Genomic DNA, 18,755 nt, shown 5'->3' with positions numbered 1-18,755 from the left:
ATCCCATCTTCTTAGGGTTTGGATGGAAACACCCAGTGTTTTAGCTGCAACGCCAATACTAACATATCTATTCATTTGTATATAATAATATAGAAATAAGTAGATTTCAATTAGCAGTTATTAACCCCGCAGCCGAATCGTGACTAAATAATCAATATCCGTTCATCTTCCTGTATGCCTGTCTTCAGACGGGCATTTTTCATGGTACAAGGTCAGCACCTCAGCCGTGCTACACTGGGATGACCCAGCACAACCAATTAAAACACTATGCCCAAAAATCTGCTTGCCCTGGTCCTGACCTGTATTTGTTGCACGGGCTGCATGACCACACCGGCCTTGCCTGAACAGCAGCGCCCGAGTGCCTGGGCTCAACCGCTGGATGCACAGCACAATTTTTATCAGGTCAGCCCGATGCTATATCGCAGCGAACAGCCCGATCAGCAGCTGGCAGCATTGTTACAACAGCATGATATTGATGTGGTCATCAACTTGCGTCCCAAAGCGGCAGAGGCGGAACCGTTGCAGCAGCATGGATTGCAATCGGTGCATCTACCCATTCATACCTGGGCCATTGACCGGGAAGATTTATTGCAGGTGATGCAGCAGATTCAAAGCGCCCAAGCCCAACAGCAAAAAGTGTTGATTCATTGTTATCATGGTGCAGACCGGACCGGGGCCAGTGTGGCCATGTACCGGATTATGTTTGAACACTGGCCGGTGGAACAGGCGCTGGCAGAAATGAAATATGGCGGCTTTGGCTTCCATCCGATCTGGGTCAATATTGATGCCTTATTTCGTCCTGAAAATATAAAATGGATTCGACAGCAACTGTCAAATCCATCAGATTAAAACTAAGGGCAAAATACCGAAGGATACTTACAACTAGTTCCGCTTATCTAACGGCACCCAGTCAATGACCCAGGCTGATTTCATGTTCAGGCTGGCATCTGCTGCAATTTTCTTGCGTGCTGCATCGGCACTTTCACGGTCTTTGGATGGCCCGACCATAATCCGGATCCCTTTAGAGGTCGGACTCTTGGTGACTTTATAGCCTTTGGCTTTTAAGCGCGCGGCCAGTGCATCGGCATTGGCCTCATTGGCGGCCAGTGCCACCTGCACCATCCACTGTTTACCATCATCTTCGCCTTCCAGCAGTTTACGTGCTTTCTCGGCTTCAGCTTTCTTTTTGGCTTCTTCTTCGGCTTTACGTTTGGCTTCTGCCTGACGTTTTTCCTCAGCTTTGCGCTTCTCTTCTGCAGCTTTCTGTTCAGCAGCCTTACGTTCCTGCTCGGCCTTGCGTTTGGCTTCTGCCTGACGCTTTTCTTCGGCTAAGCGTTTTTCTTCCGCAGCTTTTTGTTCTGCTGCTTTTTTCTCGGCAGCAGTACGCTCTTGGGCCGCTTTCTGCTCGGCAGCTTTTTTGGCTTCAGCTGCTTTTTGCTGTTCCAGCTTTTTCTGGGCAGCCAGTTTTTCTTCAGCCAGACGTTTTTGTTTGGCCTGCTCATCTTCGACCAGTTCTGGCGGAATATTGTCGGAACTTTGCTGCTGGCCATTACGTAGCGCATTTAAGGCCGCATATTCTTCTGCAGCCTTACGGGCGGCTTCAGCTTCTGCCTGCTGCTGCATGGCCAGGAATTCAGCTGCACGCGCTTCCTGTTCGGCCACAGCTTTTTCACGAGCACGGCGCTGCTCTTCCAGCAGACGTTTTTCAGTTTCTACATCTACCGTTAAAGGTTGTAGCTGAATCATTTCGGCTTCAGGCACAGTATTTTGCTGTAACTGTTCGACCCGTTCTGGCGTTTTGACATTATTTTGATGTATTTCTTCTTGGCCTTTCAGGAGTAATGCTGCCAATAACACACCACCACCCAATAAAACAACGCCGCCCATCCAGCGCTGTTTGTTATTCATTGACATTCTTCCAAATACTCCCATACCGCTTCTAAGGTATGAAATGATCCACATACCAAAATCAGCTGATTATTGTTCGTTTCATCCAGCGCTGATTTAAAAGCTAATTGAACACTATCAAAGTGCTGTACTGTTTCGCCCTCGAGAGCCGCATCCAGTTGTGTGATGTCTGCCGCACGAGGAACATTTAATTGTGCAATTTTCCACATTAAAACATGTTCTTTCAATAAGGCAACGACAGAATTCACATCTTTATCGGCCAGCATGGAAAACACACTGATCACTTCGGTGTACTGTTTATTGTAATTTAAATAATTTCGCAATTGCTTTAACAAAAACTCTACACCGTGCGGATTGTGCCCGGCGTCAAAGATTACGGTCTTGCCGGCAATCTGGCGAATTTCAAAACGGCCCGGGAGCTGGGCCTGTTGGATGCCTTCGGCAATCGCCTGCTGCTGGATGTTCAGACCGCTAAGTAACACGGCGGCAACTGCGGTCGATATATTTTCCAGCGCCAGCGTGCCAAGCGGTAATTTCAAGGTGCTGCCACTGCTGGCAAATAACCAGGACTGGCCATCTGCAGCGGTGCGATAAAAATAATCACGATTGGCGACATACAGCGGGGCCTGACACTGTGCTGCCTTGTCCTGAATGGCTTGCGGTAATTCCTGCACGCCGCCAAAGATCACCGGAATATTCGGGCGGATGATGCCGGCTTTTTCAAAGGCAATTTTTTCAATGGTATCGCCCAGCCAGTCGGTATGATCCAGCCCGATATTGGTAATCACGGCCATATCGGGATGTACCACATTAACCACATCCAGACGGCCACCTAGGCCAACTTCCAGCACCCAGACATCACAGGCCTGCTGTTTAAAAATGACAAAAGCCGCCAGCGTGGTGGCTTCAAAAAACGATAAACTTAAATTACAGTCACGACGCGCCTGATCAACCTGTACAAAGGCCTCAATCAGTTGCTGGTCATCGACCTCGACGCCGCCCAGTTTGACCCGTTCATTAAAACGGTAAATATGCGGCGACTGATACAGCCCCACCTGATAACCCTGAGCATTTAAAATCGCGGCCAAGGTGGTGGTGGTGGAACCTTTGCCATTGGTGCCCGCGACGGTAAACACTTTTGCGTCCGGGTGAGTGACGCCCAGCTTTTCAGCCACAGGAATCACCCGTTCCAGACCTAAATCAATCCCTGTAACGTGAACATGGCTCCAATAATTGAGCCATGTTTCTAAAGAGTCGGTTGCAAGTGGTGCTGTATTCAAGACAAATTCATCAGTTTCGTGACAATGCGATATACAGTATCACGTAATGCATGACGATGAACAATCTGATCGACCACACCATGATCAAGCAGGTATTCCGCGCGCTGGAACGGTTCATCCAGTTTTTCACGTACGGTTTGCTCAATTACACGCTTACCGGCAAAGCCAATCATGGCTTTTGGTTCTGCCAGATGAACATCACCCAACATCGCCAACGATGCCGTTACGCCACCATATACCGGATGAGTTAAGACCACGATATACGGCAAGCCCGCTTCTTTTAAACGCTGGATGGCTGCTGAAGTACGCGCCATCTGCATTAAAGACAGCATGCCTTCCTGCATACGCGCACCGCCCGATGCTGCAAAGCAAATTAACGGCTGACGTTGCTGAATGGCACGTTCCGCTGCAAGCACAAAACGGTCACCGACCACCGTGCCCATAGAGCCGCCCATAAAGTCAAATTCAAAGGCACAGGTGGTTACCGGCACGCCTTTTAATAAACCTTGCATGACCAGTAAAGCTTCAGTTTCACCGGTTTTCTTTTGTGCTTCGGCCATACGGTCCGGATACGGCTTGCTGTCCACAAATTTCAGTGGATCTTTGGCAGAAAATTCCTGACCCAATTCGGCATCGACCTGATCGAGGAACCAGGTTAAACGGTCACGCGCTTTCATGCGTAAATGCTCGTCACATTGCGGGCAGACATAGGCATTGAAAGACATGGCTGTACGAGTCACCAGTGCATGACATTCCGGACATTCGATGGTTGGTTCGGTGAATGTCGCCTTTAAGGCTTGCTGCTCATCCGGTACATGAATTCCCGGTACGCCGCGTTCTGTCCACGGCGTAGTTGGGCTTAAGATTTTCCCTGGCTTGACTTCTTGACTCATACTAACTCATCGAGCGCGGCTCGAAGCTCCTTGACTTTATTAACCGTTTCAACCACGGCTTGTTCTGGTTCGAGGTTGGCAAACTGTTTTACGAAAGCACTGCCGACGATGACTGCATCTGCCACGGCACCCATGACTTTGGCAGATGCCGCATCACTGATACCGAAACCGACACCAACCGGTACATCGGTGACTGCCTTGATTTTCTCAATCCGCTGCGCCGCTTCAGAAACATCTAAAGTGGCTGCACCGGTCACGCCTTTAAGCGACACGTAGTAAATAAAGCCGCTGGCCTGTTTCACTACATGCTGGATACGCTCATCGGTAGAGGTTGGTGCCAGCAGGAAAATCTGGTCCATATCATACTGCTGTAAGATCTGGTCTAAATCGGCAGCTTCTTCTGGCGGCAGATCCACCAGCAAGACACCATCTACCCCACATTCATGCGCATAGGCGACAAACTTCTGGTAGCCAATGACCTCAACCGGGTTTAAATAACCCATGAGCACCACTGGTGTTTCCGTGTCTTTTTGGCGGAATTCCTTGACCATATTCAGTGCATCGAGGGTATTGGTTCCCCCTGCTAATGCACGTTCTGCAGCCAAGGCAATGACTGGACCATCGGCCATCGGGTCAGAGAATGGCAGTCCAAGCTCAATCACATCTACACCCGCCTCAACCATTTGATGTAACAGCGGTACCGTTACCTGTGGCTGTGGGTCACCTGCCATGACATAAGATACGAGGGCCTTACGTTGTTGAGATTTCAACTGTGCAAATCGGGTGGCTAAACGTGACATAGGGCTGTGCTTTCCTTGAATAATTCAAAACTGATAAGTTGCTATTGTCGAAATACAGGACATCGCATTGTAACGCTATTTTTTGCTCATTGAACAGAGCACAGCTGGTCGATGCCCGATTTCATCAGCAAAGCGCGAATTCCAGAACAACCCGAAAGCTACATTTACCGATATTTCGGTTTTTTTCTCAATGATCAAAGATGCCTAATTTCGCTATTCCCAGCAATCTCAAGCAGTTAGAAAAACCCAATGGCTGAGCAAAAAAGATGATAAAAATAGGACAGTTAGCATTTACATTTAAAGTTTTCAGAAATAGCAAAAGCTGCTTTATACTAGCGCCGTTTTCAGACTTTTTCTTATTTCTATGATTTCCGACTCCCAGGCAAAAGTGCACGCTCGCGGGCTTGCGCTGTTGCCACTTATTGTATTTTTAGCCATTTTTTTAGGCAGTGGCATTTACCATTCCCTGATTGGGACCGAGTTTGCCTTCTATCAGGTCAAGGCGCCGGTGGCGGCCATTCCAGCCATTATCCTGGCATTATTGCTCTATCGTGGTCAGCTGAACCGGGCCATTGAAGAATTTTTGCAGGGCGCCAGCCATCCGAACCTGATCCTGATGTTTATGGTGTTTATGCTGGCCGGTGCCTTTGCCAGCACCAGTGGCGCCATTGGCAGTGTCAATGCCACGGTACAGCTGGGCCTGTCGATTATTCAGCCGGAATTTGTACTGCCGATGCTGTTTCTGATTTCAGCCTTTGTCGCCACCGCCATGGGCACTTCAATGGGCACCATTGCAGCCTGTGCGCCCATTGCCTTTGGTTTTTCCGAAGCCACGCAAATTGCCACGGTCTATACCATTGGTGCGGTGGTTGGCGGTGCCATGTTTGGCGATAACCTGTCGATGATTTCTGACACCACCATTGCCGCCACCAGCAGCCAGAAAGTACAGCTGCGTGACAAGTTCAAGGTCAATGTCTGGATTGCCGTACCGGCCGCGCTGATCACAGTGCTGATTTATATGCTGATCAACCAGAATACCCAGGCCATTGCCTATCAGGAGTATAACGCCTGGCTCATCTTGCCTTATGTGGCGGTGTTTGTGCTGGCCTTTTCCCGCCTGCATGTGCTGGCAGTGTTAACCATCGGGATTTTACTCTCGGCACTGATGGGACTGTTGATGCTGCCCGAGTTTGATCTGCTCAAGCTGAATGGCGCTATTTATGATGGCTTTGTCGGCATGTTTGAAGTGGCGTTGCTGTCGATGTTCCTGGGTGGCTTATCGGCCATTATGCAAAAAGAAGGTGGCCTGGAATGGCTGATTCAACGCATCTACAAGCTGACTCGCCTGTTTAAGGTTGGCGCGCAACGTGCTGGTGAGTTGGGGATTAGCTTTCTGGTGGTGTTTTCCAACCTGTTTGTGGCCAACAATACCGTGGCGATTATCCTGTCTGGAGATATGGCGCGGGAAGTGGCGCAGGAATATGGCGTCGATCCGAAACGCGCTGCCGCCCTGCTGGATATTTTCTCCTGCGTGGTACAGGGCCTGATTCCTTATGGCGCCCAGTTATTGCTGGCCTGCTCGATTGCCAAAATGTCACCGGTAGAGCTGATTGGCAGTGTCTATTATTGCTGGGTGCTGGCGATTTTTGCGATTGCCGCTATTGCCTTGCGTTTCCCTAAACTGCGCACGGCTTAAGACTGTACTTTTTAATTTTCCAAGCGGCTATTCAGCCGCTTTTTATTGGTGGTCTGTTGCTGACGCAGTACCCGGCGCCGCTCGGTTAAGGTCTGGCCGCAATGCGCTTTATAGGCACGCGCCAAAGCCGACTGATCGGAATAACCGAGCTGGCTGGCAATCTCGGTCAGACTCAGCTTTTGCGGTAATAGCAACTCACAGCGTTTGATCCTTTCCATGTCCAACAGCTGTTTAAATGAGGTCCCCAGTTCACTCAGTTGACGCTGCAAAGTGCGACTGGACATACACAGCTCGACAGCCAGCTCATCCAGCTTGGGTGCTTGTTGCTGCAGCCTTAAATAATCGGCAATCAAATGACGCAGTTTCTGGTCCAGCCCTTCCAGCAAGGGTTTGGCCGCCATCGCTTCTTCAGCCTGCTTTTTTAAAATCCCGATTAAAGTTGGATCAGGCTGCTGCGGTTGCAGCTGCAGGCTGTCGATGCTCAGCACCAGCTGATAATCTGGCTGATCAAACAGCACTTCGCAGCCATAAAACTTTTGATATTGATACAGCGCCGTTTGCGGAGCATGGGCAAAATGAACCCGGCGCAAGGGAAAGTGCTCGGCCGCAAACATCTGCCGGGCCAGTTGCAGCATACAGGCAAAGGTGATTTCGTGAATCAGCGTGCTCTGATCCTGCGGATTCGGCCAGGAGACAATCAGCAAATCATCCTGCTGCTGAATCTGCATGGGAACCGCTTCGTTAGCATCAATCACCAGCCGGCTAAACTGGGCAATATACTGCAAGGCCTCGGCCACGCTATTACTGCGCGAGGCCATATAGCCGAGCACACCAAAATGTTCCGGACGGATAAAACGCGCCAGTTCAAACACCAGATAGGCTGTGTTCAGCTGCTGCCGGGTCTGTTCCAGCAGCGTAATAAAAGCCTGACAGGAAGATTGGCCATCAATCGGCAAACTCAGTACATGCTGCACATATTGCTGCAAGCTGTCTGACAGCTCGAGCTGTTGCGGCTGCACACCTTGTGCCTGCAGGTAGGACTGCCACAAGTGTACATAGCCGTTTGGAATCTGAATATCACTCGGGTAAGTTGTCATCCTGACATTTCTTATTTTCACTATGGCATAAAATGTATAAAAACTGGCAAGACTTGTCAAAACAAAGCCGCTAAAGCCCGACATACTGCAGATATGAACGACTAGATGAAGTAAAACAAGATGAATGCCATAGTCCAATATCAGGCGCAACCAGTGGTGCGCAGCAATCTCGACTTTAAGCTGGAACAGATTCCACGCTTCTGGTTTGGTGGAGATCCTTTTCTGACCCGCATGTTTGATGCCTTAAGCCTGACCTTTCCCGATGGGGAACGCTATTTTATTCAGTCGGTACGCTTGTACCGCGAGCAGATTCAGCAGCCAGAACTGCAGCAACGCGTGGCCGACTTTATCCGCCAGGAAGCCCAGCATGGCATCGCGCATGACAAAATGAACCAGCTAATGAAAAATCAGGGTATGCCGGTGGATCAGTTTATCCGCCAGCTCAACCGGATTTTTAAATTTGAACTGGAAAAACGCTCCCCGGAATATAATATTGCCACCACGGCAGCAGCCGAGCATCTGACCGCCCTCATGGCTGAAACCTTTTATGCCCATCGCTCGACGTTAGCTGAAGCACATCCGTATGTACGCGCCTTGTTTGCCTGGCATGCGATTGAAGAAATGGAACACCGCGATGTGGCCTTTGATGTAATGCGCGATGTGGCCCAAGTTTCTGAAGCGATGCGGCATTTTGCCCTGGTCTGGACCACGTTCCTGATGTTTGGTTTTACCATTTATCGGGCCAATATCATGTTAAAACAGGATGGCTTTAGTCTGTGGCAACGCCTGCAACTGAATGCCAAAGGTTTGCCGTGGTTCTTTGGCAAAAAAGGCACCTTAACCCGGATGGGCCGGCTATATAAAGACTGGTTTAAAAAAGATTTTCATCCCAGTCAGCATCCGATTATTGCCCAGTATGAGGTCTGGATTAACACCCTGGAACAGACCAATGATCCGATTCAGGCCGGTGAAGCCTTCTGGCAGGCGGCTAAAGATTAAAGAAGTTATGGTGGATTAAAAAAGCTGAATGTCAGGTTCAGCTTTTTTATTCGATGGATGAGCCGTAGCTTTTTGATGATCAGGATCAGCGACTAACAATTACCATTTGGCATAATGCTGTTCCAGCAAGGCATATTCATTCAGGAACACAATTTCCTGATCATCCTGCACAATGGTGCCGCTGACTTTGGCCTGCCACTGGCTAAACTGGCTGCCCACCAGGCGCAGGTTCAGATTTTCATAACGGCGCCAGCCGGTGGTCACGGTTAAATTCAGGCTTTGGTCCAGCGAGACAATATTCCACTGGTTATCTGACTGCTGCTCAAATAACACATCTGCCAGCGGATACAGGCGGCCATTGACCCACAGACAGTTTTCATTGCCAAAACTTTCATTCACGCCAGAAGCCAGATTAATGCCGACCCGCTTGTTCTGGGCATCCCAGAAATTACAAGACAGCCAGAACCAGGCCGTTTCCGGTCGTAAAAAACCACAGGTATCATCCAGAGAAACAAAAGTTTTGTCATGAAACTGGATGGTTTGTCCCTGCTTGTTGATAAAAAAACCTTCACAGCCGAGCGTGGTCAGCTTTTGGGTATAGGTCCAGCCATTAATCCCATTCGGACTGCACATGCTTAATGGATCGGTGCCGGCACAGAAAATTCGCGCACTCAGGCGCAGTTCGCCATATTTAGTCACCCGGATATAACGCACCCCATTGGCATGCTGAATATCCAGCTGATAGCCCGCTTTATGAAAATGACTATGGTTAAACAGCGGCTGCTCATCCAGCACCGTATGCCGGGCCAGAAAACTGATCGCATCCCACTCCAGCACTTCACCGGTCAAATGATTGTAGATATAAACAAAACCATGCCCGGCCCAAGCAATATCAACAATGGCCAGGCCGATGGTGTAGTGCTCATGCTGAATACAACAAAATTTAAACTTTTTATATTTTAATCGTTTACGCCATCCAGACAGCACATCACCATAAGGGCTTTTATATTGATAATGATGGTATTGGATACTGGTCGGTAATTGCTTAAAACGTCCGTAACGTGGCTGTCCATTCTGTTGTATTAAATCCATGTACGACATTCCATGTGGTTTGAGACACTGTAGCTACCGCTTTATTATGCCTATAAAATCTGGCCAGAAAAATAAAAATAAGATTATTTTATCTAAACAATAACAAAAACATAGATTGCTTTCTTTCACAATATCCAAGCCAAACCAATTGCTTAAGTCTGCTACAGTCAGGACTCGGCAATAGGCAAATAGGTATTTTCCCAGCGGTTTCCGGCAAATTCCCCGGCCACCAGTTCTACATAACGGCCATGCACCTGATCAATGGCGATGCAGTCATCAACATCCAGCACCCGGTCGGTATGCTGCTTTTGCCAGTGTGCAGCAAAATATGCCTTGCCACGCTGTTTGGCCACCATGGTATTTTGTGCAACCACCAGAACATAGCGATGCAATTCACCAAACTCACGCGCATCGTAGCCGCCTAAATTAATCAGCCAGAGTTTTTCATGCGCCTGATTCGGGGCCGCATTACTAAATTGCAGCTGATATTGTTGGCCTTCAAATTCCATCCCATTGATTTGCGCCCAGGCATCAATATGTAAGCCTTGTTGTTCGCCAAACCAGGCCTGTCTTAGCTGAGGGAAAGTCTCTTCCAGCGTATCAGCCACAGCAAGGACCACATCATGCACTTCGGTATTGGCACGGGCATGACGACCGCCTAACATGACGATAAACAGACTTGGCATGGGAAACTCCAGAAGATGGTTTTAACCAGGTAGAAGATAAATCAGCAATATGATACGCGTTGGCGATCGGGATGTCGCCTGTTGAGCAGCATGACAGGGACGTCAGATCTGCTCAACAAAAGTCTTTGCTTACTTTGGGCTTTTCCAAAGTAAGGGAAAATCTGGATGAATTATAATTGCCTGAATTTGTGTCAAAAATCGGATCTGAATAATCATCCTCCCCTCGTCCCTCCTTTAAAAAAGTGGGGAACTTTCATTACAACAATAAAAAAATCGCACCCAATTGCTTGAATGCGATTTAAATCCTCCCAACCCTCTTTTACTAAGGAGGGCTATTCCCTCTTTCTTAAAGAGGGTTAGGGAGATTTTTTACATATCCACCATTTCCACGCCATCAATACGCGCTACCGTCATCAAGTCTTTATCACCACGGCCTGAAACCGTTGCAATAATAATTTGATCTTTCGACATGGTTGGCGCCAGCTTGGTTACATACGCCATCGCATGTGAACTTTCTAATGCCGGAATGATGCCTTCAATCTTGGTCAGGTCACGGAAACCTTGTAAAGCTTCCTGGTCATTAATTGGCACATAATCCACACGATGCATATCTTTCAGGAAGCTGTGCTCAGGACCCACACCCGGATAATCCAGACCAGCAGAAATCGAATGGGTTTCAATAATCTGACCTTGTTCATCTGACATCAGGTAAGTACGGTTGCCGTGAAGGACACCGACATGACCGGCATTCAATGGCGCAGAGTGTTTCCCCGTTTCAATGCCTAAGCCCGCAGCTTCAACACCGTACATTTTCACCTCCTGATCATTCAGGAATGGATAGAACAGGCCCATAGCATTAGAACCACCTCCCACACAGGCCACAAGTGCATCCGGCAGACGGCCGGCTTGTTCCTGAATCTGACGGCGTGCTTCACGGCCAATAATGGACTGGAAATCACGCACCAGTTGCGGATAGGGATGTGGACCCGCCACAGTTCCGATCACATAATAGGTTGAATCGACATTGGTGACCCAGTCACGCATCGCTTCATTCATGGCATCTTTTAAAGTTTTAGAGCCACTTTCTACCGCGACGACTTTGGCACCCAGCAAACGCATACGATACACGTTCATGGCCTGGCGCTTCACATCTTCCGCACCCATGAACACTACACATTCAAGACCTAAACGCGCCGCGATGGTTGCTGTCGCCACACCATGCTGACCGGCACCAGTTTCGGCAATAATACGTTTTTTACCTGAAAGTTTGGCCAATAACGCCTGACCAATGGTGTTGTTCACTTTATGCGAGCCGGTATGGTTCAGGTCTTCGCGTTTTAAGTAAATCTGTGCACCACCCAACTCTTTCGACCATCGCTCAGCATAATACAGTGGACTTGGACGACCGACGTAATAAGCGAGATCACGGTCGAATTCTGCCAGAAACTGTTCATCATTCTTCATGCGGAAATAGAGCTTTTCCAAGTCTTCTAAAGCCGCCATCAGGGTTTCTGACACAAAACGTCCGCCATGGATACCGAAGTGCCCTTTTGCATCAGGGAACTGGGTATAGTCAATTGCCTGTTTTTCTGTATTAACAGTTTGCTGATCCACGATGGACTCCTTGCATAAAGCGTTCTATGAGTTGTTGGTCTTTAATACCTTTTGCGGATTCTACGCCTCCGCTCACATCTACAGCAAACGCGGCTGTGGTGTGAATGGCGTCTTCAATATTGTCAGGGTTTAATCCACCGGCCAAAATCAGTGGAATATCCAGTTGGGGAAAGCTGCTCCAGTCAAAGCTGTGCCCGGTTCCGCCCTTTAATTCAGGATGCCAGGCATCTAAAAGTACGGCGCTAGCACCGGCCTGCTGATATTTTTGAATTTCAGCCACCACATCTAGCCCCGGTTTAACCTGAATCGCCTTGTACCAGCGACGTCCAACCTGCTGTGCAATTGACTGGCACTGTTCCGGGCTTTCATCACCATGAAATTGCAGGATATCTAAAGGTACTTGTTTCAATACAGCGGCAATTTCTTCTGCCGTTGCATTGACAAATAAACCGACCACTTGTACATAAGCGGGAATGTTTCGCAGCAAGCATTGTGCTTGTTCAATGTTCACATGGCGCGGACTTGGAGGATAAAACACCAAGCCAATTGCATCTGCACCCGCATGTACCACACTGTTTATATCTTGAATTCGCGTGATTCCGCAAATTTTGGTACGGGTACGCATCGTTTTGCACTCTAATCCTGATTTTCAATCTTCATTTTGCTGATCTTGCTGTATGTGACTTTTAAATTGTCTGTTCTTACAAACAAAATCATATATTAGGGCGAATCATTGTAATGCAATTTTCAGAAGTTGAGTGAAGTTCAGGCGGATTATTCTACATTTCCGTTGTTTAAATGCTGAACAGACTTTATACTTCGCGCAAATGCAACGAGTTCTAGCTTTGAGCTTTAGGGAAGTTGGTGAAAGTCCAACACTGCCCCCGCAACGGTAACCATGAAACGTATATCAATTTAAATCTTATGATTTACACCACTGTATGAACAATATGGGAAGGTGGATATACAGCGAAGCAATCATTGATTAAAAGATGCTTGGCACATTGTAGTCCGGAGACCTGCTTGTTGTGCCCTTAACTCAATCATTCACGTGGGGTGAATGTATGGAGCAAACATGTCAAATTTATTTCAGCCTACTGCTTTAGTAGGCGCAATCGCGCTTGCGATGGGGTTTTCAACTTCTGTCTTTGCTACGGAGTCTCAAGAGCAACCTGCCATCAATGCGGCCCTGGATACCTTGGTGGTTACAGCTACTCGTTCTGAAGAGAAGATTGGCAATGTGCCTGCGCGGATTTCAATTATTGAGCCTGATGTGATTGAACAATCTCCAATTGCACAGCTTTCAGATTTATTACGCTCAGAGGCTGCACTAAATGTGGTGCAACTTGGTGGTTTCGGTCAACAAACTTCTATTTTTATGCGTGGCACAGATTCTGACCACACTTTAGTGTTACGTGATGGCGTACGTTTAAATAATGATGCCAGTGGTTTAGCATCATTAAGTTTTTTAGATACTACCGATATTCATCAGATTGAAGTCCTAAAAGGCCCTGCTTCTGTTCTGTATGGAACCAATGCTATTGGTGGCGTCGTACAAATTATTTCAAAGACACCAGAACAGTCTGGTGCTTTTATTACGGGTGAAATTGGAGAAAACAATACTTACAAGGCTTTAGTTGGAGCTGACTTATCAGAAAATGATATCTACTTGCAGATTCGTGGTCAGCGTTTAGAAAGTGATGGTACAGCGATTACAGACTTAGAGGGCGCCACCAAATCCAACTATGAGCAAAAAGGTTTTTCTGCCAAAGCCGGTATTGAAAAAGAAAACTATGGCATAAGCCTTGACCATAGCGAAAACCAAGGTAACTCAATTTATCAAAATTTTAGTTGGGTCACTTTAGATTATGAGACCAAGTCACACGACTTTAAAAATGCAGTCACCAATTTAAAAACCTATCTACAACTTAATGAAAATCTACGCGCAAATGCACGTATTTCACATTTTAAAGACGAGTTAGAACAGCTCAAATCCTTTGAAAACACCACCTATATTGCTGACGAATATGAGTTAATGTTAAAGCAGCAGTTCACACCTCAGCAAAATGTAATCGTGGGTATAACTCATAAAGCATTAGAAACTGAAACTGAAAAATCATCCGGTTCATTTCAACAGGATCTTAACACCACAGGCTATTACCTACAGCATCAATATCAAGCAGATAAACTTAACACCCAACTTGGGGCTCGCATTGAAGATAATGAAAAGTTTGGTACGCATACAGTAGGACAACTTGGTGTACGTTACCATTTCACCCCAAATTTCAGTATTTATTCAAATCTAGGAACAGCTTTTAAGGCTCCTACAGTCAATGATCTTTACTATGGCTCGTCTGCCAATCCAGAGTTAGAACCTGAAGAAAGCACTTCTTATGAAATTGGTTTCGATCATCAAATTAATAATCAATGGAAATATGGTGCTTCTCTCTACCATACCGATATCGACAATTTAATTGATTATGCCGACAGCGCACCATGGGGCTTAGATAATATTTCTGAAGCACGCATGCAAGGACTAGAGACTTTTGCTAAATGGGCTCAAGACGATTACTTCTTTAAAGCAGCTTATCAATATGTCAAAGCAACCAATGCAATTAAAGATACTGCATTATTGCGTCGTCCACGCCAAACACTAACCTTATCTACAGGCATTCAAAATGAGCACTATGGTTTAAGTGCCTCACTAGTGGCCAAATCCAAGGCTAAGGATTGGTCCACCACACAAACTACACCGGGTTATGCAACTGTTGATTTACATGCTTACTGGAATATCAATCCGTATCTCAAACTGTTCAGCAATATTCAAAACGTGGGTGATGTTGAATATAAAGCAGCATATGATGGCAGTATTGATGGGGTCTACTACATCAACGGCGGCCGCCTCGCCTCTGTCGGCGTAACGGTTAAATACTAAACGCCCCAAAGGACGTATAAATTTTGAGGATCATGTCGTGACTGTGGCATGATCCTTTTTATATTCACATGATTAAAAATTCAAGGAACAGCTATGGGCCACCGTTTAAGCAAGATCTACACCCGCACAGGCGACTCAGGCACCACCGGTCTGGGTGATGGTTCACGTGTTGCCAAAGATGATTTACGCATTGCTGCACTCGGCGATGTTGATGAACTGAATGCCACCATTGGCGTACTGCGCGCACAGATTACCGCTAGCACCATTCAGGACAAAGCCAGCTGGGATAAATCTTTAAGCCTGATTCAGCACTGGCTGTTTGATTTAGGTGGTGAAGTCTGCATTCCGGGTTTTACCCTGGTACAACCAATATCAATCGAGTTTCTGGAAAACGACATCGACCGGATGAATGAAACCCTGCCGATGCTCAAGGACTTTATTCTGCCTGCCGGCACCTTGGCGTGTAGCTATGCCCATCAGGCCCGTGCTGTCTGCCGCCGTGCCGAACGTAGCGTGATGTCGGTGCATAGCCGTGACCAGAATATTCAGGCTACGTCTTTGCAGCTCCTAAACCGTTTATCTGACTGGTTATTTGTGGCTTCACGCACCCTGCAACGCAGTGAAGGCGGCGCTGAAGTTCTGTGGCAAAAAAATATTAACGAAACGATTGAATAAAGCCGTCATTTTCATAGAAAAAATTGATGAAAATATGCGCTGATCTGACTTGTATAAATTTAAGATCAGCGCACAATAGCGCTGTCACATCCCGGTCATCTTAAAGGCTCACAATGAAACTTCCTCCCCAAACGCTGAGCCTGTTATGCGTATAATTGGACATCGTGGTGCCCGCGGCGAAGCCCCGGAAAATACCCTGGGCGGTTTTCAGTATATTCAGGATTTAGGCGTACGCGCCGTCGAGTTTGACGTACGTCAGCTCAAAGATCAGCAACTGGTCATTATGCATGATGATCATTTGATCCGGACCACCGGTCAGGACCGTCCGCTGTATGAATGCAGCACGCAAGATTTACATCATTATAATCAGGCCTATGGTTGGAAAAACTGGTCGAACTTTGAAATCACCCCGTATTTAAACCAGACCCTGGCCCTAATCCAGAACTTTGAACATATCGAAGTTGAAATTAAAGCGGTGGAAACCCAGGCGCAGGCTGAACAGCTGACTCTGGCCTTGCATCAGCAGCTCAAAGGCTTTGAACATTCTGCTGTGATTACCAGTTTTGACCTGAAAATCCATCAGGCCTTACAGGCGCAGCAGTCGACCTTTAAGCGCGGTTTGCTGATTGAAGAAGATATCCAGGAACAGGCCATTGAACAGGCATTGCACTTTGGCTGCTGCCAGATTGGCTGGATGAACGAACTGGCGACCCCACGCATGATTCAGGCCACCCAGCAAGCACAACTGGGGGTCAGTGTCTGGACGGTGAATGAAGTAGAACGTGCCAAACAGCTGAAAGATTTAGGCATTAACGGTTTAATTACAGATTTCCCAAAACTGATGATGCAACATATTTAAAACAATAGATGCTCAATCCGCCTGCATGTTACAAGCTGATTTTATATTGATTGAACTTCTATTTAGCGTTGATTGGCCTGAATCAGCATTAGCCCGCGCTCATCCAGCAAATATAAGGTTTTACCCTGTAACTGGAAGCGTTTGACCCGTTGCAAGGCATCCATCAAGTCGGCTTCCTGCGCCAGCGCATGATCACAACTATTATGCGTGGCATGGCTGTTCAGGCTTAAACGGCCCTGACTGAACTGCAGCTGATAGCGGCCGAAAAGAGAATTACAGCCGGTATTGCCCTGCAGATTCTGAAAACGGGAATTGAGCATTAAATACGGGCTGGCATGAAAATAACGTGCCTTTTTCCCCTGAATGGTTTGAATTTCCCAGCGAATATCCTGCAGACCATCGCTACTGCGTTTAACCGCTGCCGGTGCTTTTACCGCACGTGGCTGTGACTGGACTTTGGAGGCTGTAGAAGACGGCGGTGTGCTTTGACAGGCCGTAATGAAAACCACCGCGATCAAATACGGCAAAATTAAACTAATTTTACGGTATCTCATGTGATTGATTTCGCATTGATCAAGGATTTATCTTTATCATGCCGCAGCCTTCGATAAAATCAATGAAGCTTCAATCTTATTCTGTTACTGTTTAGTACAATACATCTGTACAATAATGCTAGTGACGCCGAAACGCGCATGCTAATATGCTCAAATCTTATTCCATACAAAAAGTAATGGATTAAGCACTTCTTTACACCTCCCCAGCTTTCAGGAGTACTGTTGGAGATGAATGCTCCCCTACCCAAAGCCCCAATTAACTGGGTTGCCGTTTTTGCTCTGGTGTTCTTGCCAATTGTCGCAATCATTGCCATCCCGTTATATGCTTACCACCATGATTTTAGCCTTGCGGCTTGGATCAGCATGTTTGTTTTACTTGGCGTTAGCAGCTTGGGTATTACAGCAGGTTATCACCGTTTATGGGCGCACCGTGCCTATGAAGCCACTTTACCTTTGAAAATCATTTTAATGATTATGGGCACCTTTGCCGTACAGAACAGTATCCTGTTCTGGGCCTCAGGTCACCGTACCCATCACCGTCATGTCGATGATGTCGATAAAGATCCGTATTCGATCAATAACGGTTTCTGGTACGCCCATTTAGGCTGGATGCTGCGCGACTATCCGGCAGCAGAACCGAACTATAAAAATGCGCCAGATTTGCTGAATGACAAACTGGTGATGTTCCAGCATAAATACTATGTGCCTTTAGTGATTCTGGTACATGTTGGCATCTTGCTGCCAATTGGCTGGGCTGTGGGCGACATCTGGGGTGTTTTACTTTTAGGCGGCTTAATGCGTCTGATTCTGAGCCACCACGTCACCTTCTTTATTAACTCGCTGTGTCATATGTGGGGCAAACGTCCATATACCGACGAAAATACGGCGCGTGACAACTTCTGGCTGGCTATTGCCACTTGGGGCGAGGGTTATCATAACTATCACCATATCTTCCAGTACGATTACCGTAATGGCGTGAAATGGTGGCAATATGACCCGACCAAATGGTTAATCTGGAGCTGTTCGAAACTGGGTCTGGCAAAAAACCTGCGCCGTATTCCAAGCTTTAATATTAAAAAAGCGGAACTGGCGATGAAGTTCAAATATGCCGAGCAGGACCTGGCAGTATATGGCCATAATGTCAATGACGACATCAGCAGCGTCAAACAACGTCTGGCACAAGAATATGAAGCCTTTACCCACACCTTAAATGACTGGGCCAAATTAAAAGAGCAGGAAATTCAGGCCAAGAAATCGGCGGTGGCAGAAAAAATCCATCAAATGGATGACAAGCTGAAAGTTGAATTCCAGCTGGTAGAACAGCGTCTAACCCATCATCGGGAAACCCTGAACATTCTGATGCGTAACCTGAAAAAGAATCCGGTTTCACAATAATACCAAAGCCCTGCAAAAAGCCTCCTGATGGAGTAATGCCAGTCAGTTAAGAGATTGACTGGCTTTTTCTTGGGTATTTTTGAGGTTTTCCTTTTACAACTCTTGGGTAACTCCTCATCCGTCTCTCAGGTAAAACATATCTATCAGATTTCTCCATTAAACTTTCCAGATGTTTGGGTAGATTACCTGCAGAAGCCAAAGAGTCGAATCTGAGTAAATTAAGAAGGGCAATAGATGCAATATGAAAACTGATCCTCAACGGGCTTACTTTG

At 47.1% G+C, this 18,755-nt stretch carries 17 protein-coding genes, 1 pseudogene and 1 riboswitch; of the genes and pseudogenes, 7 read left to right on the top strand and 11 right to left on the bottom strand.

Going from position 1 to position 18,755, the window contains the following annotated elements; translation table 11 throughout:
• The first annotated feature begins 267 nt into the window (after positions 1-267).
• Entirely contained in the window at positions 268-849 is a 582-nt protein-coding gene (locus FTT63_RS13060; protein WP_127799866.1) for a dual specificity protein phosphatase family protein, read from the top strand.
• 33 nt (positions 850-882) lie between these two features.
• Here FTT63_RS13060 and FTT63_RS13055 read toward each other — a convergent pair whose 3' ends face one another.
• The 4 genes from FTT63_RS13055 to trpA are packed head-to-tail and all read right to left on the bottom strand — an operon-like array spanning position 883 to position 4,881.
• Positions 883-1,908 (bottom strand): SPOR domain-containing protein, encoded by a 1,026-nt coding sequence (locus FTT63_RS13055; RefSeq protein ID WP_104473719.1) that lies wholly within the window; start codon positions 1,906-1,908, stop codon positions 883-885.
• Positions 1,905-3,188, bottom strand: coding sequence for a bifunctional tetrahydrofolate synthase/dihydrofolate synthase (gene folC, locus FTT63_RS13050; RefSeq protein ID WP_127799864.1), 1,284 nt, complete (start codon positions 3,186-3,188; stop codon positions 1,905-1,907). The genes FTT63_RS13055 and folC overlap by 4 nt, the downstream gene beginning before the upstream one ends.
• Complete coding sequence (gene accD / locus FTT63_RS13045; RefSeq protein WP_005179967.1) at positions 3,185-4,081, bottom strand: acetyl-CoA carboxylase, carboxyltransferase subunit beta; 897 nt, start codon at positions 4,079-4,081, stop codon at positions 3,185-3,187. The genes folC and accD overlap by 4 nt, the downstream gene beginning before the upstream one ends.
• A complete protein-coding gene (trpA, locus tag FTT63_RS13040; RefSeq protein WP_005179970.1) occupies positions 4,078-4,881 on the bottom strand; it encodes a tryptophan synthase subunit alpha in 804 nt (267 codons plus the stop codon). The genes accD and trpA overlap by 4 nt, the downstream gene beginning before the upstream one ends.
• 364 nt (positions 4,882-5,245) lie before the next feature.
• Here trpA and FTT63_RS13035 point away from each other — a divergent pair, with 364 nt between their 5' ends.
• The gene (locus FTT63_RS13035; protein ID WP_163145459.1) at positions 5,246-6,577 is read left to right on the top strand and encodes a Na+/H+ antiporter NhaC family protein; all 1,332 of its coding nucleotides are present in this window, start codon (positions 5,246-5,248) and stop codon (positions 6,575-6,577) included.
• Between the two features lie 11 nt (positions 6,578-6,588).
• Here FTT63_RS13035 and FTT63_RS13030 read toward each other — a convergent pair whose 3' ends face one another.
• Positions 6,589-7,674, bottom strand: coding sequence for an AraC family transcriptional regulator (locus FTT63_RS13030; protein ID WP_160241008.1), 1,086 nt, complete (start codon positions 7,672-7,674; stop codon positions 6,589-6,591).
• Between the two features lie 120 nt (positions 7,675-7,794).
• On the opposite strand from FTT63_RS13030, the gene FTT63_RS13025 reads away from it, so the two are divergent.
• A complete protein-coding gene (locus FTT63_RS13025) occupies positions 7,795-8,673 on the top strand; it encodes a metal-dependent hydrolase (RefSeq protein WP_016658655.1) in 879 nt (292 codons plus the stop codon).
• Between the two features lie 99 nt (positions 8,674-8,772).
• On the opposite strand, the gene FTT63_RS13020 is transcribed toward FTT63_RS13025, so the two are convergent.
• From FTT63_RS13020 to FTT63_RS13005, 4 genes are all read right to left on the bottom strand, one after another.
• Complete coding sequence (locus tag FTT63_RS13020) at positions 8,773-9,765, bottom strand: DUF2804 domain-containing protein (protein WP_005179978.1); 993 nt, start codon at positions 9,763-9,765, stop codon at positions 8,773-8,775.
• A 167-nt stretch (positions 9,766-9,932) separates the two neighbouring features.
• A complete protein-coding gene (locus FTT63_RS13015) occupies positions 9,933-10,451 on the bottom strand; it encodes a DUF1543 domain-containing protein (protein WP_180192396.1) in 519 nt (172 codons plus the stop codon).
• 369 nt (positions 10,452-10,820) lie between these two features.
• Complete coding sequence (gene trpB, locus FTT63_RS13010) at positions 10,821-12,065, bottom strand: tryptophan synthase subunit beta (protein WP_005179981.1); 1,245 nt, start codon at positions 12,063-12,065, stop codon at positions 10,821-10,823.
• On the bottom strand, positions 12,046-12,690 hold the full coding sequence (locus FTT63_RS13005) for a phosphoribosylanthranilate isomerase (protein WP_180192395.1): 645 nt from the start codon (positions 12,688-12,690) through the stop codon (positions 12,046-12,048). Before FTT63_RS13005 ends, trpB begins: the two co-directional genes overlap by 20 nt.
• A gap of 192 nt (positions 12,691-12,882) precedes the next feature.
• A riboswitch (cobalamin riboswitch) is annotated at positions 12,883-13,107 on the top strand.
• A gap of 33 nt (positions 13,108-13,140) precedes the next feature.
• Here FTT63_RS13005 and FTT63_RS13000 point away from each other — a divergent pair.
• From FTT63_RS13000 to FTT63_RS12990, 3 genes are all read left to right on the top strand, one after another.
• Positions 13,141-15,000 carry a TonB-dependent siderophore receptor gene (locus tag FTT63_RS13000; protein ID WP_180192394.1) on the top strand — a complete coding sequence of 620 codons (1,860 nt, stop codon included), beginning with the start codon at positions 13,141-13,143 and terminating at the stop codon, positions 14,998-15,000.
• 93 nt (positions 15,001-15,093) lie between these two features.
• Positions 15,094-15,675, top strand: a complete 582-nt coding sequence (locus tag FTT63_RS12995) for a cob(I)yrinic acid a,c-diamide adenosyltransferase (RefSeq protein ID WP_180192393.1) — start codon at positions 15,094-15,096, stop codon at positions 15,673-15,675.
• Between the two features lie 145 nt (positions 15,676-15,820).
• Positions 15,821-16,534 carry a glycerophosphodiester phosphodiesterase gene (locus FTT63_RS12990; protein WP_005179990.1) on the top strand — a complete coding sequence of 238 codons (714 nt, stop codon included), beginning with the start codon at positions 15,821-15,823 and terminating at the stop codon, positions 16,532-16,534.
• Positions 16,535-16,596: 62 nt separating this feature from the next.
• Here the strand turns inward: FTT63_RS12990 and FTT63_RS12985 are convergent, their stop codons facing one another.
• Positions 16,597-17,088, bottom strand: a complete 492-nt coding sequence (locus FTT63_RS12985) for an META domain-containing protein (RefSeq protein ID WP_180192392.1) — start codon at positions 17,086-17,088, stop codon at positions 16,597-16,599.
• A gap of 228 nt (positions 17,089-17,316) precedes the next feature.
• Here FTT63_RS12985 and FTT63_RS12980 point away from each other — a divergent pair, with 228 nt between their 5' ends.
• Complete coding sequence (locus FTT63_RS12980; RefSeq protein WP_005179996.1) at positions 17,317-18,483, top strand: acyl-CoA desaturase; 1,167 nt, start codon at positions 17,317-17,319, stop codon at positions 18,481-18,483.
• 46 nt (positions 18,484-18,529) lie between these two features.
• Here FTT63_RS12980 and FTT63_RS15620 read toward each other — a convergent pair.
• Positions 18,530-18,755 (bottom strand): annotated as a pseudogene (locus tag FTT63_RS15620) (DDE transposase); the annotation flags it as partial.

Source organism: Acinetobacter sp. C15, assembly GCF_013420645.1.
Classification (GTDB): Bacteria; Pseudomonadota; Gammaproteobacteria; order Pseudomonadales; family Moraxellaceae; genus Acinetobacter; species Acinetobacter indicus.
This window is presented reverse-complemented; position numbering and strand designations above follow the sequence as displayed.

Excerpts from the sequence above, each read along its gene's own strand:
- FTT63_RS13060 (WP_127799866.1), top strand. The coding sequence starts at position 268 with ATGCCCAAAAATCTGCTTGCCCTGGTCCTGACCTGTATTTGTTGCACG.
- FTT63_RS13055 (WP_104473719.1), bottom strand. The coding sequence starts at position 1,908 with ATGAATAACAAACAGCGCTGGATGGGCGGCGTTGTTTTATTGGGTGGT.
- accD (WP_005179967.1), bottom strand. The coding sequence starts at position 4,081 with ATGAGTCAAGAAGTCAAGCCAGGGAAAATCTTAAGCCCAACTACGCCG.
- trpA (WP_005179970.1), bottom strand. The coding sequence starts at position 4,881 with ATGTCACGTTTAGCCACCCGATTTGCACAGTTGAAATCTCAACAACGT.
- FTT63_RS13035 (WP_163145459.1), top strand. The coding sequence starts at position 5,246 with ATGATTTCCGACTCCCAGGCAAAAGTGCACGCTCGCGGGCTTGCGCTG.
- FTT63_RS13030 (WP_160241008.1), bottom strand. The coding sequence starts at position 7,674 with ATGACAACTTACCCGAGTGATATTCAGATTCCAAACGGCTATGTACAC.
- FTT63_RS13025 (WP_016658655.1), top strand. The coding sequence starts at position 7,795 with ATGAATGCCATAGTCCAATATCAGGCGCAACCAGTGGTGCGCAGCAAT.
- FTT63_RS13020 (WP_005179978.1), bottom strand. The coding sequence starts at position 9,765 with ATGGATTTAATACAACAGAATGGACAGCCACGTTACGGACGTTTTAAG.
- FTT63_RS13015 (WP_180192396.1), bottom strand. The coding sequence starts at position 10,451 with ATGCCAAGTCTGTTTATCGTCATGTTAGGCGGTCGTCATGCCCGTGCC.
- FTT63_RS13005 (WP_180192395.1), bottom strand. The coding sequence starts at position 12,690 with ATGCGTACCCGTACCAAAATTTGCGGAATCACGCGAATTCAAGATATA.
- FTT63_RS13000 (WP_180192394.1), top strand. The coding sequence starts at position 13,141 with ATGTCAAATTTATTTCAGCCTACTGCTTTAGTAGGCGCAATCGCGCTT.
- FTT63_RS12995 (WP_180192393.1), top strand. The coding sequence starts at position 15,094 with ATGGGCCACCGTTTAAGCAAGATCTACACCCGCACAGGCGACTCAGGC.
- FTT63_RS12990 (WP_005179990.1), top strand. The coding sequence starts at position 15,821 with ATGCGTATAATTGGACATCGTGGTGCCCGCGGCGAAGCCCCGGAAAAT.
- FTT63_RS12985 (WP_180192392.1), bottom strand. The coding sequence starts at position 17,088 with ATGAGATACCGTAAAATTAGTTTAATTTTGCCGTATTTGATCGCGGTG.
- FTT63_RS12980 (WP_005179996.1), top strand. The coding sequence starts at position 17,317 with ATGAATGCTCCCCTACCCAAAGCCCCAATTAACTGGGTTGCCGTTTTT.